Origin of the sequence: Alteribacillus sp. HJP-4 (assembly GCF_042139015.1) — a bacterium.
GTDB lineage: Bacteria > Bacillota > Bacilli > Bacillales > Marinococcaceae > JBHIKY01.
Map to the genome: position 1 here is coordinate 104,699 of NZ_JBHIKY010000006.1, position 12,716 is coordinate 117,414.

General features: G+C 42.4%; 15 protein-coding genes. All 15 read left to right on the forward strand.

Features of this window, described 5'->3' with window-relative positions:
• The first annotated feature begins 44 nt into the window (after positions 1 to 44).
• The 15 genes from ACE4RR_RS07390 to mtrB all read left to right on the forward strand — a co-directional run bounded on the left by ACE4RR_RS07390 (position 45) and on the right by mtrB (position 12,648).
• On the forward strand, positions 45 to 728 hold the full coding sequence (locus ACE4RR_RS07390) for a flagellar brake protein (RefSeq protein WP_375534769.1): 684 nt from the start codon (positions 45 to 47) through the stop codon (positions 726 to 728).
• A gap of 103 nt (positions 729 to 831) precedes the next feature.
• Positions 832 to 1,518, forward strand: a complete 687-nt coding sequence (gene cmk, locus ACE4RR_RS07395) for a (d)CMP kinase (RefSeq protein WP_375534890.1) — start codon at positions 832 to 834, stop codon at positions 1,516 to 1,518.
• Positions 1,505 to 2,104: a lysophospholipid acyltransferase family protein gene (locus ACE4RR_RS07400; protein WP_375534770.1), complete on the forward strand. Its 600-nt coding sequence runs from the start codon at positions 1,505 to 1,507 to the stop codon at positions 2,102 to 2,104. The genes cmk and ACE4RR_RS07400 overlap by 14 nt, the downstream gene beginning before the upstream one ends.
• 80 nt (positions 2,105 to 2,184) lie before the next feature.
• Positions 2,185 to 3,339 (forward strand): 30S ribosomal protein S1, encoded by a 1,155-nt coding sequence (gene rpsA, locus ACE4RR_RS07405; protein ID WP_375534771.1) that lies wholly within the window; start codon positions 2,185 to 2,187, stop codon positions 3,337 to 3,339.
• Between the two features lie 14 nt (positions 3,340 to 3,353).
• Positions 3,354 to 4,424 carry a type 2 isopentenyl-diphosphate Delta-isomerase gene (gene fni, locus ACE4RR_RS07410; RefSeq protein ID WP_375534772.1) on the forward strand — a complete coding sequence of 357 codons (1,071 nt, stop codon included), beginning with the start codon at positions 3,354 to 3,356 and terminating at the stop codon, positions 4,422 to 4,424.
• A 111-nt stretch (positions 4,425 to 4,535) separates the two neighbouring features.
• Positions 4,536 to 5,126, forward strand: a complete 591-nt coding sequence (locus ACE4RR_RS07415) for a YphA family membrane protein (RefSeq protein ID WP_375534773.1) — start codon at positions 4,536 to 4,538, stop codon at positions 5,124 to 5,126.
• 157 nt (positions 5,127 to 5,283) lie between these two features.
• The gene (der, locus tag ACE4RR_RS07420; RefSeq protein ID WP_375534774.1) at positions 5,284 to 6,597 is read left to right on the forward strand and encodes a ribosome biogenesis GTPase Der; all 1,314 of its coding nucleotides are present in this window, start codon (positions 5,284 to 5,286) and stop codon (positions 6,595 to 6,597) included.
• Positions 6,598 to 6,636: 39 nt separating this feature from the next.
• Positions 6,637 to 7,275 carry a glycerol-3-phosphate 1-O-acyltransferase PlsY gene (gene plsY, locus ACE4RR_RS07425; RefSeq protein WP_375534775.1) on the forward strand — a complete coding sequence of 213 codons (639 nt, stop codon included), beginning with the start codon at positions 6,637 to 6,639 and terminating at the stop codon, positions 7,273 to 7,275.
• A gap of 30 nt (positions 7,276 to 7,305) precedes the next feature.
• Positions 7,306 to 8,391 carry an NAD(P)H-dependent glycerol-3-phosphate dehydrogenase gene (locus ACE4RR_RS07430; protein ID WP_375534776.1) on the forward strand — a complete coding sequence of 362 codons (1,086 nt, stop codon included), beginning with the start codon at positions 7,306 to 7,308 and terminating at the stop codon, positions 8,389 to 8,391.
• 63 nt (positions 8,392 to 8,454) lie between these two features.
• Complete coding sequence (locus ACE4RR_RS07435; RefSeq protein WP_375534777.1) at positions 8,455 to 8,721, forward strand: stage VI sporulation protein F; 267 nt, start codon at positions 8,455 to 8,457, stop codon at positions 8,719 to 8,721.
• A 372-nt stretch (positions 8,722 to 9,093) separates the two neighbouring features.
• On the forward strand, positions 9,094 to 9,294 hold the full coding sequence (locus ACE4RR_RS07440; RefSeq protein WP_375534778.1) for a DUF2768 domain-containing protein: 201 nt from the start codon (positions 9,094 to 9,096) through the stop codon (positions 9,292 to 9,294).
• 21 nt (positions 9,295 to 9,315) lie between these two features.
• On the forward strand, positions 9,316 to 10,041 hold the full coding sequence (locus tag ACE4RR_RS07445; protein ID WP_375534779.1) for a hypothetical protein: 726 nt from the start codon (positions 9,316 to 9,318) through the stop codon (positions 10,039 to 10,041).
• Between the two features lie 138 nt (positions 10,042 to 10,179).
• On the forward strand, positions 10,180 to 11,661 hold the full coding sequence (gene spoIVA / locus ACE4RR_RS07450; RefSeq protein WP_375534780.1) for a stage IV sporulation protein A: 1,482 nt from the start codon (positions 10,180 to 10,182) through the stop codon (positions 11,659 to 11,661).
• A gap of 171 nt (positions 11,662 to 11,832) precedes the next feature.
• Entirely contained in the window at positions 11,833 to 12,402 is a 570-nt protein-coding gene (gene folE, locus ACE4RR_RS07455; protein ID WP_375534781.1) for a GTP cyclohydrolase I FolE, read from the forward strand.
• Between the two features lie 27 nt (positions 12,403 to 12,429).
• Positions 12,430 to 12,648: a trp RNA-binding attenuation protein MtrB gene (gene mtrB, locus ACE4RR_RS07460; protein WP_375534782.1), complete on the forward strand. Its 219-nt coding sequence runs from the start codon at positions 12,430 to 12,432 to the stop codon at positions 12,646 to 12,648.
• Positions 12,649 to 12,716: the final 68 nt, after the last annotated feature.

A 12,716-nucleotide genomic window follows, 5' to 3' on the forward strand; every position in this document is an offset into this window, starting at 1 on the left:
CATGACATAATAGAAGAAATTATAATTAATTTAGGGGGAACGGTATGATTGATGTCGGCAATACGATTCATTTAGAATTAAGCGAGCCTTCTGAAACAGGTGCTGTAAAAAATAGTAAATACCGGTGCCGCCTGATTGATACAGCAAAAGGATGCTTCATTATTGAACCACCAGTAAACGAAAAAACCCGAAAAACGGTGTTTTTTATGGAAGGCACACAATTTCAAGCCTGGTTTATAGGGTTCGACCAGGCAGTTTATTCTTTTCAAACGGAAGTGAAAAGCCGTCGAAATTCGAAGATTAATGCGCTCGTGATATATGATCCCGGCAGAGAAAAATATTATCGGTTACAGCGCAGAAATTATGTAAGAATCGACACTTCAATAGATTTTTCCATCCAGCCGGCCGGCACGTCCTCTCCTCCTGTTATAACCACTTCTCTTGATATCAGTGGAGGTGGTCTGGCTGTTCTGCTGCCGGCTCATCACTTCTTAAAGGAAGACATGAAGGTCAAGGTGTGTGGGGTTCTTCACTTTCAGGATGGAGAAATATGCTATGTTCATGCAAGGTGTAAAGTTATTAGAATTTTGAAAGAAGAAATTGGAAAAACTCCACGTGCTTCCCTTCAATTCATAGAAATTCCGGAGAACGACCGGCAAAAAATTATTCGCTATTGTTTTGAACAGCAAATGTCGGTGAGAAATAGCCAAAAAAGTCGCAATCGTTAGATTTGTTCGATCTGCTGTGGTATGATAATCTTTAAATACTACAATATAATAGGGATTTTTCCCCCTTACATCATTGTCATACATATCGCAGTAAACGGGGTGTATTATGAACAAAATCAATGTAGCAATTGACGGACCAGCAGGAGCAGGAAAAAGCACCGTTGCAAAAGCAGTAGCAGCCAGGCTTCAGTATATGTATATAGATACTGGGGCCATGTACAGAGCACTTACGTGGAAAGCGCTGAATACTAGGACGAATGTGAAGGAAGAATCGAAGCTTGTCGAGCTGCTTGCAAATACCTCCATAATAATGGATAAATATGGGCAGGGTAACGTATATGCCGACAATGACAATGTAACTGAGGCGATTCGTTCGGAAGCTGTAACGGCGAATGTTTCGGATGTCGCAATGCATCCTCAGGTCCGAAAGCAGATGGTTCTTCAGCAACGGCAGCTCGCTGCTGAAAACGGAGCTGTTCTGGACGGCCGGGATATTGGAACAGTCGTCCTGCCGAATGCAGAATTAAAGATTTTTCTGCAGGCCTCTGTCGAAATTAGAGCCAGCAGGCGCCATCAGGAACATCTCGATAATGGCCTTCCGTCTGATCTGGAATTCATCAAAAAAGATATTGAGCGGCGTGACAAGATTGACAGTTCCAGGGAAGCCTCCCCTCTTTTAAAAGCCGAGGACGCAGTCGAAATTGATTCTTCAAATAAGTCCATAGCTGAAGTGACGGATATTATTTGCAGAATTGCTGAAGAGAGGATTCAGTCCCATGACCATATATAAAATCGGCCGGTTTTTATGCCGTCTACTGTTCTCCTCTGTCATGAAAGCCCAAGTGATCGGAAAAGAGAATATTCCGGAAGACCGCGCGGTCCTGCTCTGCTCCAACCATATTAGTAATTTTGATCCTCCGCTTGTCGGTTCATTTCTAAAAAGACAGGTGCACTATCTTGCTAAAGAAGAATTATTTCAAAAAAAAGTAATTGGGCCGCTACTAAATGCACTTGGTGCGTTCCCTGTCAAAAGAGGGATGGGAGACAGGCAGGCATTGCGAAAAGGGCTTGGTTTATTAGAGGAAGGAAAGGTTTTATGCCTGTTTCCTGAGGGTACAAGAAGCAGGACAGGAGAAATTGGAAAAGGATTGTCAGGAGCAGGATTTTTTGCCTTACGTTCAAACGCTGTGATTATCCCTGTGGCAGTTCTTGGAGATTATAAACCATTCAAGAGAGTTACGGTGGTTTATGGAAAGCCGATTTCTTTTCAGGAATTAAGAGATAAGAAAATTAATGCTGCAATCGCTACCGAAGTGATAATGAACAGTATCCAGGAAACAAGAGATCAGGTTTCCAGGACATATGTAAAAGGATGATATAAACTCTCTAAAAAGAGTTTATCATAATGGATTAGATATATTTTTTCTTTTAAGGATAGTGAAGGAGGCAATTGTCAATGGTTGATGAAATGAACAACGAAATCGCTGGTATGAAAGAATTTAATGTAGGGGACATCGTCTCTGCAAAAGTAACGAAGGTGGAAGAAAAGCAGGCATATGCAGATGCGGGATATAAGGTTGATGCAATTATTCCGATCAGTGAATTATCCAGCCTGCACGTGGAAAAAGTAAGTGATGTTCTTAATGAAGAGGATGAACTTGAATTTAAAGTAATTAAAGCAGAGGATGACGAGCTTGTTCTTTCCAGAAGAGGTGCACTTGCTGAAAAAGCGTGGGGGGACCTCCAGACAAAGCACGATTCCGGTGAAATAATTGAAGCGGAAGTAGCAGAAGTAGTAAAGGGCGGTCTTGTCGTTGATCTTGGCGTCCGCGGCTTTATTCCTGCATCCTTAGTAGAGCGTCATTATGTGGAAGATTTTGCTGACTATAAAGGGCGTACTGTCCGGTTGAAAGTTGTGGAGCTTGATCCGGCAGATAATAAATTGATTCTGTCACAAAGAGCCGTCCTTGATGAAGAAGCTGAGAGCCACAAAAAAGAAGTTCTCGACAATCTCCAGGTTGGTGATACTGTAGAGGGAACTGTTCAGCGCCTGACAGATTTCGGGGCATTTGTGGACATCGGCGGAGTAGACGGACTCGTACACATTTCGCAAATGGCTCATCATCGTGTGGAATCGCCTGGTGAAATTGTGAAGGAAGGCGAGACCATAAAGGTGAAAATCCTCGCTGTAGATTCTGAAAGCGAACGGGTTTCTTTATCGATAAAAGAAACTCTTCCTGGACCTTGGACTACCATCGAAGGCCAGATAGAACCCGGGGATATAATTGAAGGACAGGTGAAACGGCTAGTTTCTTTCGGTGCGTTTGTTGAGGTTGCTCCCGGAGTAGAAGGCCTGGTTCACATATCTCAGATTGCTAACCGGCACATTGGGACACCGGGCGAAGTGCTCGAGGAAGGTCAGGCAGTTCAAGCAAAGGTTCTTGATGTGAACCCTTCTGAACAGCGGATTTCATTGAGTATCCGGGAGCTTGAAAAAGCAGATACAAGTGACCAGAAGGTGCAGCAGGAATATTCTGAACCTGAAGAAGACCACTCGGGATTTTCTTTAGGGGATATGATTGGTGATCAGTTAAAAAAATATAAAAAATAAGGAGTACTGTACCATTGTCACGGTCAAAGCGTAAACTAGATCATATTGATTATGCTCTTTCAACCGGGTTTTCAACAAGCAATAGCTTTGATGACATCCGCTTCGTGCACAACAGTCTTCCGTCCATATCATTTTCTGAGGTGGATTTTTCCACAACTATCGGCGAACTTACAATGAGTTCGCCGATTATTATTAATGCAATGACTGGTGGAGGAGGATTGGAAACGGAAAATATCAACAGACGGTTGGCAGCAGCTGCCAGAGAGACAAATACTGTCATGGCGGTTGGGTCGCAGATGTCGGCGATAAAAAGACCCGAAGAAAGTAATACTTACCGTGCCGTTCGTCAAGAAATCGGCACTGGATTAGTTTTTGCCAATTTAGGAAGTGAAGCAACCCCGGATCAGGCACAACAAGCAGTGGAAATGATAGAAGCAGATGCTCTGCAAATACATTTAAATGTGGTGCAGGAGCTCGTCATGCCTGAAGGTGACAGAGATTTTAAAGGTGCACTGCAGAGGATGGAAGCTATAGCTTCTACTATTAATGTACCAGTGATCGTAAAAGAAGTTGGATTTGGTCTGTCCAGAGAAACAGTACAGCGCCTGTGGAACGCAGGGATATCCATAGTGGATACAGGAGGAAAGGGAGGAACGAACTTTTCCAGTATCGAAAATAAGCGCCGGGACGAGCCATATTCTTTCTTTGATGAATGGGGATTAACGGCTGCGGCGTCTATAGCGGAAGCTCGCACGGTCTCCCCGCAAATTTCAATAATCGGTTCAGGAGGCGTCAGACATGGAGCCGATATTGCAAAAGCAATCGCGATGGGTGCTGATGCCTGTGGAATGGCAGGGAAAATGCTTAGCGCTGTAAGCGAATCCGGTACAGAAGGAGCAGTGCAGTTTATCAGAAGATGCCAGCAGGAGCTTGCTGTTGTCATGACAGCTTTGGGAGCAGCGTCTGTCTCAGATTTGAAAAGATGTCCCCTGATTATCGATAATCAGACACATCACTGGCTTTCAGAGCGAGGAATTGATACGAAGGCATTTGGGCTGCGAGACAGTTCACTTGACCCCGATTGAGGTTCTGCATAATATTTTGCAGAGCCTTTTTAATGGTACTATTATTAATGCTGCTGAGGAATAAAATGAAAAGCTTTTGGTGAAGATGGTCAGTAAAAAGGGGTGTATGCAGTGTTCTGGCTGATTTCACTTTGGTATCTATGGATTATTTCAGTATTTATGCTTCCGCGGCCATCACTATCAAGATCAATCATTCTCTTATTTGCTATTATTATATATCCTCTCACCTGGGACCTTTATTTCATGACTGTTTCTATTTTTTATATATTACTGGTCTTTCTTGGATTTTATACACTGCCGGCGATTACTCTTTTCTCCCGCTGGTACGTGGTGGGCATGTCCATCGCATTATCATTTTTATTTGCGGCCGTTTTCATGGCAGAATGGATGGAACCAGTTATTTTTCTTTATGGTAAAACGTTGACGTTAACGCTGGGCTTTGGGTTCATTATCTTATTATTATTTGATGATTTCAAATCAAGAATGGCTGGTTCTGTTCTCAGTATATTTGGCGGCACCTTGATTTATCAGGTCCATTTATTTCCGTTAACGAAAAGCATTGTTTTAGGAGATCCTGTTCTATTGAATGTAATGCTTTTAGTCCATGCAGGGATTACAGTTCTTCATGGGATTGAAATCTCTCTTGAAAAATGGTCTAAAAGAGCAGATAAAACACATTCAGGTTTGCCGGCTTCACAATAAATCTGCTACAATAAAATGCGCTCTAATAATTTCAGATAGTATAGAAATAGAGGCTGAACCAATAGAAATTTAAATATTGGACTGCCTCTTTTCTTTATGACTTCAGGCAAGTATAGTAATAAGCAGAGATGTATGATGGAAAGGACAGAATAATATAATGGCTAAACCAGTTATTGCAATCGTCGGTCGTCCAAATGTAGGGAAGTCTACGATTTTTAATCGAATTATTGGGGAAAGAATGGCGATCGTAGAGGACGTACCCGGCGTTACAAGGGATCGAATATATGGAGCAGGGGAATGGTTGAACCGCGAATTTAATGTAATTGATACAGGCGGAATAGAAATCAGTGAAGAGCCTCTGCTCGTACAAATGAAACAGCAGGCCCAGATAGCCATCGATGAAGCTGATGTAATCGTATTTATCACAAATGGCAGAGACGGTGTCACCGGTGCAGATGAGGAAGTAGCAGCATTGCTGCGCCGTTCAAAAAAACCAGTAATTTTAGCAGTCAATAAGATTGATAATTATGAAATGCGTGAAAAGCTTTATGAATTTTATGCGCTCGGCACAGGTGAGGTGTTCGGTATTTCAGGTGCCCACGGTCTGGGTCTTGGCGACTTACTTGATGAAGTACTCAATCATTTTCCTGAAGAACAGGAAGCAGATTATTCCGAGGACACTATCAAAATGGCCGTGATCGGACGGCCGAATGTTGGAAAGTCCTCGCTAGTAAATGCGGTGACAGGAGAAGAGCGAGTAATAGTCAGCAATATTCCGGGAACAACTAGAGATGCTGTTGATACCATTTTTGAAAAAGATGATCAGGAGTATGTTGTTATCGATACTGCCGGAATGCGAAAACGAGGAAAGGTATATGAAGCGACTGAAAAATATAGTGTGCTGCGCGCTCTCAGGGCTATTGACCGCTCAGATGTAGTGTTAGTAGTACTTGACGCGGAGACGGGGATCAGGGAACAGGATAAAAAGATTGCTGGCTTTGCTCATGAAGCCGGCAGAGCGATTGTCATTGTGGTAAACAAATGGGACGCTGTCAATAAGGACAACAAAACGATGGGAGAATTTACCGAGAGAATTAGAGATGAATTTCAATATTTATCCTATGCCCCGATCATTTTCCTGTCAGCCAAAACGAAGCAGCGGCTCCAGCATCTGCTGCCCGTAGTCAAAGAAGCAGCAGACAACCATAATTTGCGTGTTCCTACAAATGTATTAAATGACGTTATTATGGATGCAGTAGCGATGAACCCAACCCCGACAGAGCATAACAGAAGACTGAGAATTAATTATGTTACTCAAGTCGCTGTGGCACCTCCAACAATCGTATTATTTGTAAATGATCCGGAGCTGCTCCACTTTTCCTACCGTCGTTTTCTTGAAAATCGACTCCGCGAAGCGTTTCATTTTGAAGGAACACCGATAAAGATAATTGCCAGAAAGAAAAATGACTAAAGGCAATAACATGGTAACTCTTTGGGAAGAGGAGAAAAAATGGAAATTATTATTTCAGTACTGTCAGCTTATTTGATTGGTTCAATCAGCTTTAGTTATTTGATAGCAAAAAAAGTTAAAAAAATTGATATTCGGCAGCATGGCAGCGGCAACGCCGGAGCAACAAATACCTTAAGAGTTCTTGGAAAAGGACCGGCTGTACTTGTTCTTTCCCTGGACATACTAAAAGGGGTTGCTGCTGTATGGATTGCAGTAATTCTTGAAAATACAGGAGTGCTGCCGGCGTTAACTCCATTAGGGCAGATTGAAGGGCTGGCACCGGCACTTGCAGGATTAGCTGCTATATTTGGGCACAATTGGCCGCTATATTATGGATTCAAAGGTGGAAAAGGGGTGGCCACAGCAGTAGGAGTAGTCGGAACCCTTGTATTTTTTCCTGCCGTATATGTTGGAATTGCTGCAATTTTGGCAATAATATTAACCAGGTATGTCTCGCTTGGATCTTTAATATTTGCAGTTTTCACCCCGCTGCTCATCATACTTACGGTCTCTCATTATGATCATCCGATCACTTACTTTTATTTGACAGCCCTGCTTGGGATTATTTCCATATGGAGACACCGCACCAATATACAGCGTTTAATCAATGGAACGGAAAATAAAATCTGCTCAAAATAGCTTACACGAAACGTACAAGGAGAGAAGTCAATGACAGATAAAATAGCAGTAATTGGAGCAGGGAGCTGGGGGACAGCACTGGCAGTAGTTCTTTCTGATAATAAGTATGAAGTCGAGATCCTGACAAGACGTGCGGAACAGGCAGATGAAATTAACAACCTTCATACAAATGAAAAGTATTTAGCCGATGCTTCCCTGTCTGCTGATATTCGAGCCACTGTCAAAACAGAGTCCTGTCTTTCAGACGCTGCAGCTGTTCTGTTAGTTGTGCCGACTAAAGCTGTACGAGAGACAGTAAAGCAGGTAAAACCATTCTTGCAGGCAAATCAGATCATTATTCACGCGTCAAAAGGTATCGAGCCGGGCAGTTCGAAAAGAATATCGGAAATGATTGAGGAGGAACTGCAAGGTAGACCATTTGCAGCACTCGCAGTATTATCCGGCCCAAGCCATGCAGAAGAAGTCTGTCAGAGGCAGCCGACCACAGTAACAGTTTCATCAAGAGATCTCGAAGCGGCGAAACGAGTGCAGGATATGTTTATGAACCATCATTTTCGAGTCTATACGAATGAAGATCTGCTGGGGGTCGAAATTGGTGGGGCTTTAAAAAATATTATTGCTCTCGGTATCGGACTAACGGATGGACTGGGCTATGGTGATAATGCGAAAGCTGCTCTTATGACAAGAGGTCTCGCAGAAATCGCAAGGCTTGGCATAAAATTAGGAGCGAACCCACTGACGTTTACAGGCCTCTCAGGACTCGGTGATTTGATTGTAACCTGTACAAGCAGCCACAGCCGTAATTGGAGGGCAGGGTATAAGCTCGGGCAGGGAAAAAGTCTTGAAACTGTACTTAATGAAATGGGCATGGTGGTGGAAGGAGTCCGTACCACGCAGGCAGTCCATGAACTTGCAGAACGGATAGAGGTTGAAATGCCGATTACTCATGCACTCTACAATGTATTATTTAATGGACAAACTCCCCAGGAGGCTACAGAACAACTGATGGGAAGAGTTCGAAAGCACGAAGTCGAGAACGTATCATCACTGATGGGCACAGAATTTCAAGAGCAGTGGAGCCATGTTGATCAGTCTGATGAAAACAGCAATAAATAAGGAACCCCTTCCTTTTCCGTGCATAGTATAATTTGAACACGTTGCGGAAGGGAGGCGGGCAGTATGAGAGAACGTCGGGGAGATTCTGTCTTCGATCATATTTCCAAAAAAACCAACGTCAAGCAAGATGACCTGTTTCAACTCGTTCAATCTCTTCAGGGTGCTGATTTTAAAGATGAAAAAACTGTGAGAAACGTAATAAGGGAAGTTGCGCGTATGGCTGGCAAAAGGGTGCCGAAGGAAAAAGAAGACGAATTGGTTCAAGCAATTACCAACCAAAATATACCGATGGACTTTGCTTCGTTAAACAAATGGTTTCAGTCTAAATAAATTTTTCTCTCGCATTAAGGCATATGCATACTCTCACCGCTCTACGTTTGAATATAGTAAATGGAAAAGAATTCAGGCTGTAAAATCAGGAAAGAATATAGGATGAAAAACCAGCCGGCAAAGCCCCTGCCTGCTGGTTTATTGTTTCTCTTACATATATGAATCAATTTCATAAATGCTATTCTGAATATATAACACGAACATTCGATTGTAGTGTAAGGCGACGACTCCAGATCGATTATAACCGGCCGTAAGAACATCGTACTTAGCAGCAAATAACGATTTTTTGAACAATTCTAGACGATCTTTTTGCGGACAGCTTTTATCCAGTACGCTTATGTTATAATATGGGCTGTTAAAGGAGGAAGTAACATGACCGCGTTGCAGAATATGTGGTTTTCATTTTTTGGTTTATTTTTAATGTTTATATCTACAGGTGCCGCTGTGCTGGGACGGGAGAAGCTTTCAGGTTTTTGGAGGTATCTCGTTTTAACGATATCTTTTATTTGTTTAGTGATAGCAGGATTGATTGTGATTGCAGTGGTGTTTAGAGGACCGCTTGCGGATGCGTAAGTGTAATGGAGGTGAAGTCAGTTGCCTTCTGCAGCTATAAAAATTTTTTCAATGGCTATTCTTTCTTTACTGATTCTTAGCGGCTGCATGTTTCCGGAATCAGAACGTGCAGAAAACCAGGTTCCTTATGAAAATCAGCTTGCATCGGTACAGCAGGCAGTGGAACAGTATAGAGAAGATAATGGTGTACTTCCTATTCAGAATAGGGATGAAAATATACCGGAATACCAAAAGTATGTCGTAGATTTTCGGAAAATGATGCCAAGATATCTGCAGGAACCGCCCGGGAATTCTTTCGAAAGCGGCGGACCGTTTCAATATGTAATTATTGACCCGGAGGAGGAAGCTGAAGTAAAAGTTATAGATTTGCGGGTAATGAATGAAATACAGGCATTTGAAAGGGAAATACAGGCTTATATTAAAAAGAACGAATATGCTCCTATTAAGGAAGCGGTCGGTCCGAATGTCTATAAAATAGATATGGAGCGGCTGGATTATCACCGCGAGGCAAAAGTGGAAAGTCCTTATTTTAATACCACTCTTCCCCTGCTTATTAATCAAAATGGAAAGGTATTGATTGATTATTCCATTGACCTTAACATAGCTTTAAGAGAGCATGAACATAATTTTGAGCCTGGGGATAATATTATGCCTGTATTAACGGACAATTATCCAATTGTCCCTGCTTTTTCCGTTCCATACACGATTGATAATAATAATGAACCCGAATTTTTGGAAACAGACTAATCCTTGCCCGCCGTGCTGCGGACAAGGATTTTCTATTTTATAAATCAAAGTAAGTCATATCCCTCGGACAATGTCATAGAATGTATTGTCATACATGAAAAACCGGTATCGGAGATGAACCGAACAGGAGGGGATCTAGTGGAAAAGATTGATATCTTTAAGGATATCGCGGAACGGACCGGCGGAGACATATATCTTGGAGTAGTTGGAGCAGTCCGAACCGGTAAGTCCACATTCATTAAGAAATTTATGGAGCTCGTAGTTCTGCCAAATATGGAAAGCGAAGCAGAAAGGGCAAGAGCAAAAGACGAGCTGCCGCAAAGTGCAGCCGGAAAAACGATTATGACAACGGAACCGAAATTTGTACCTAATAACGCAGTTTCACTTGAAGTCGATGAAGGCATTGATGTCAATGTTCGTTTAGTCGACTGTGTAGGCTATGCAGTTCCAGGTGCAAAAGGGTATGAGGATGAAAACGGTCCTCGGATGATCAACACTCCATGGTATGAGGATCCAATTCCATTTCAGGAAGCAGCTGAAATTGGAACACGAAAGGTAATCCAGGAGCATTCAACGTTAGGTGTAGTAATTACTTCTGACGGAACGATCGGGGATATTCCCCGGATGGATTATTTAGAAGCAGAAGAAAGAGTTATATCAGAACTTAAAGAAGTTGGAAAACCTTTTATCATTGTAGTAAATACGGTGCGTCCTCATCATCCGGAAACTCAGGCACTTCGAAATAAGCTTGAAGAAGAGCATGATATTCCAGTTCTTGCTATGAGTATAGAAAGTATGACAGAGCACGATATTCACAATGTATTAAGAGAAGTACTATTTGAGTTCCCTGTGCATGAAGTAAATGTAAACCTGCCAAGCTGGGTAATGGTGCTGCGGGAATCTCACTGGCTCAGGGAAGATTATGAAAAGTCTGTACGTAACACCGTAAAAGATATTAAGAGGCTCCGCGATGTTGATCGCGTAGTACAGCAATTTGCCACGGAGTTTGAATTTATCGAAGATGCTGGGTTAACAGGAATAGAGATGGGCAAAGGGATCGCAGAAATTGATTTATTTGCTCCAGACCCGCTGTATGACCAGATTCTAAAAGAAGTAGTCGGTGTGGAAATTAGAGGCAAGGATCATCTGCTGCAGTTAATGCAGGATTTTGCTTATGCCAAAAGTGAATATGATCAAGTGAGCGAAGGATTAAAGATGGTTAAACAGACTGGTTATGGAATAGCCGCTCCGGCATTGTCCGATATGAGTCTGGATGAACCAGAAATTATCCGCCAGGGTTCAAGATTTGGAGTTCGTTTGCGGGCGGTAGCTCCGTCTATTCATATGATTAAAGTAGATGTAGAGTCTGAGTTTGCTCCGATAATCGGAACGGAAAAACAAAGTGAAGAACTCGTCCGATATTTAATGCAGGATTTTGAGGAAAATCCACTCTCCATATGGAATTCTGATATTTTCGGACGCTCTCTCAATTCCATTGTTCGTGAAGGTATTCAGGCTAAGCTGTCATTAATGCCGGAAAATGCCCGCTATAAATTAAAAGAAACTCTCGAGAGGATTATAAACGAGGGATCCGGCGGTTTGATAGCGATTATCCTATAATATAAACATGTATGGCTGTCATCATTTGCGGGCAGCCAGTTATTTTTTCATGATAATTGTTTACATAATTATATTATCGTTAATTAAAATCCAGTTAGTATTTTTGCTTTATAGCAGTCCTTATGCTAAAATTTTTCAAAGGTTAACCTACAGTTGATAGGAGGAAACAGGGTGGAAACCTTTGACCATGAAAAAATAGAGAAAGCTGTAAAGATGATCCTTGAAGCTGTCGGGGATGATCCTGATAGAGAGGGAGTTGCTGATACTCCAAAGCGGGTAGCGAAAATGTATGAAGAAGTTTTTCAAGGATTAAAAGAAAACCCCGCTGATCATTTACAAACGGTTTTTGGTGAGGATCATGAAGAACTGGTGCTGGTCCGGGACATTCCGTTTTATTCTATGTGTGAACATCACCTGGTTCCATTTTTTGGGAAAGCGCATATCGGTTATATCCCTAAAGGTGGAAAAGTGACAGGGCTGAGCAAACTAGCACGAACCTTAGAAGTGGTGGCCAGACGTCCACAGCTCCAGGAGCGTATCACTTCAACCATCGCCGATACAATCGTCGATACCCTTCAGCCACACGGGGTAATAGTCGTAATTGAAGCAGAGCATATGTGCATGACGATGAGAGGTGTAAAAAAGCCTGGTGCCGAAACTGTTACATCGGCAGTAAGAGGTTCATTCGAAACGGATGAAGCATCCAGAGCCGAAGTCCTCTCCTTAATTAACCGTGGATAATATTATAAGAAACAGGTGGATGATGGTATGAGTAGTAAAGATGATTTTTTTGTAATTAAAGCAGAAGAGGACGGAGTCAATGTTATTGGGTTAACAAGAGGAACAGATACCCGTTTTCATCATTCAGAGAAATTGGATAAAGGCGAAGTCATGATTGCCCAGTTTACAGAACATACCTCAGCCGTGAAAGTAAGAGGCAGGGCGGTTATTCAGACGAGTCATGGAGAAATGAAATCTGACTCTTGATGAAAAAGCAGCCAGAGAACTTCTACTCTTCGAGACAGAGCAGAAGTTCTTTTCCATTTCTTACCTTA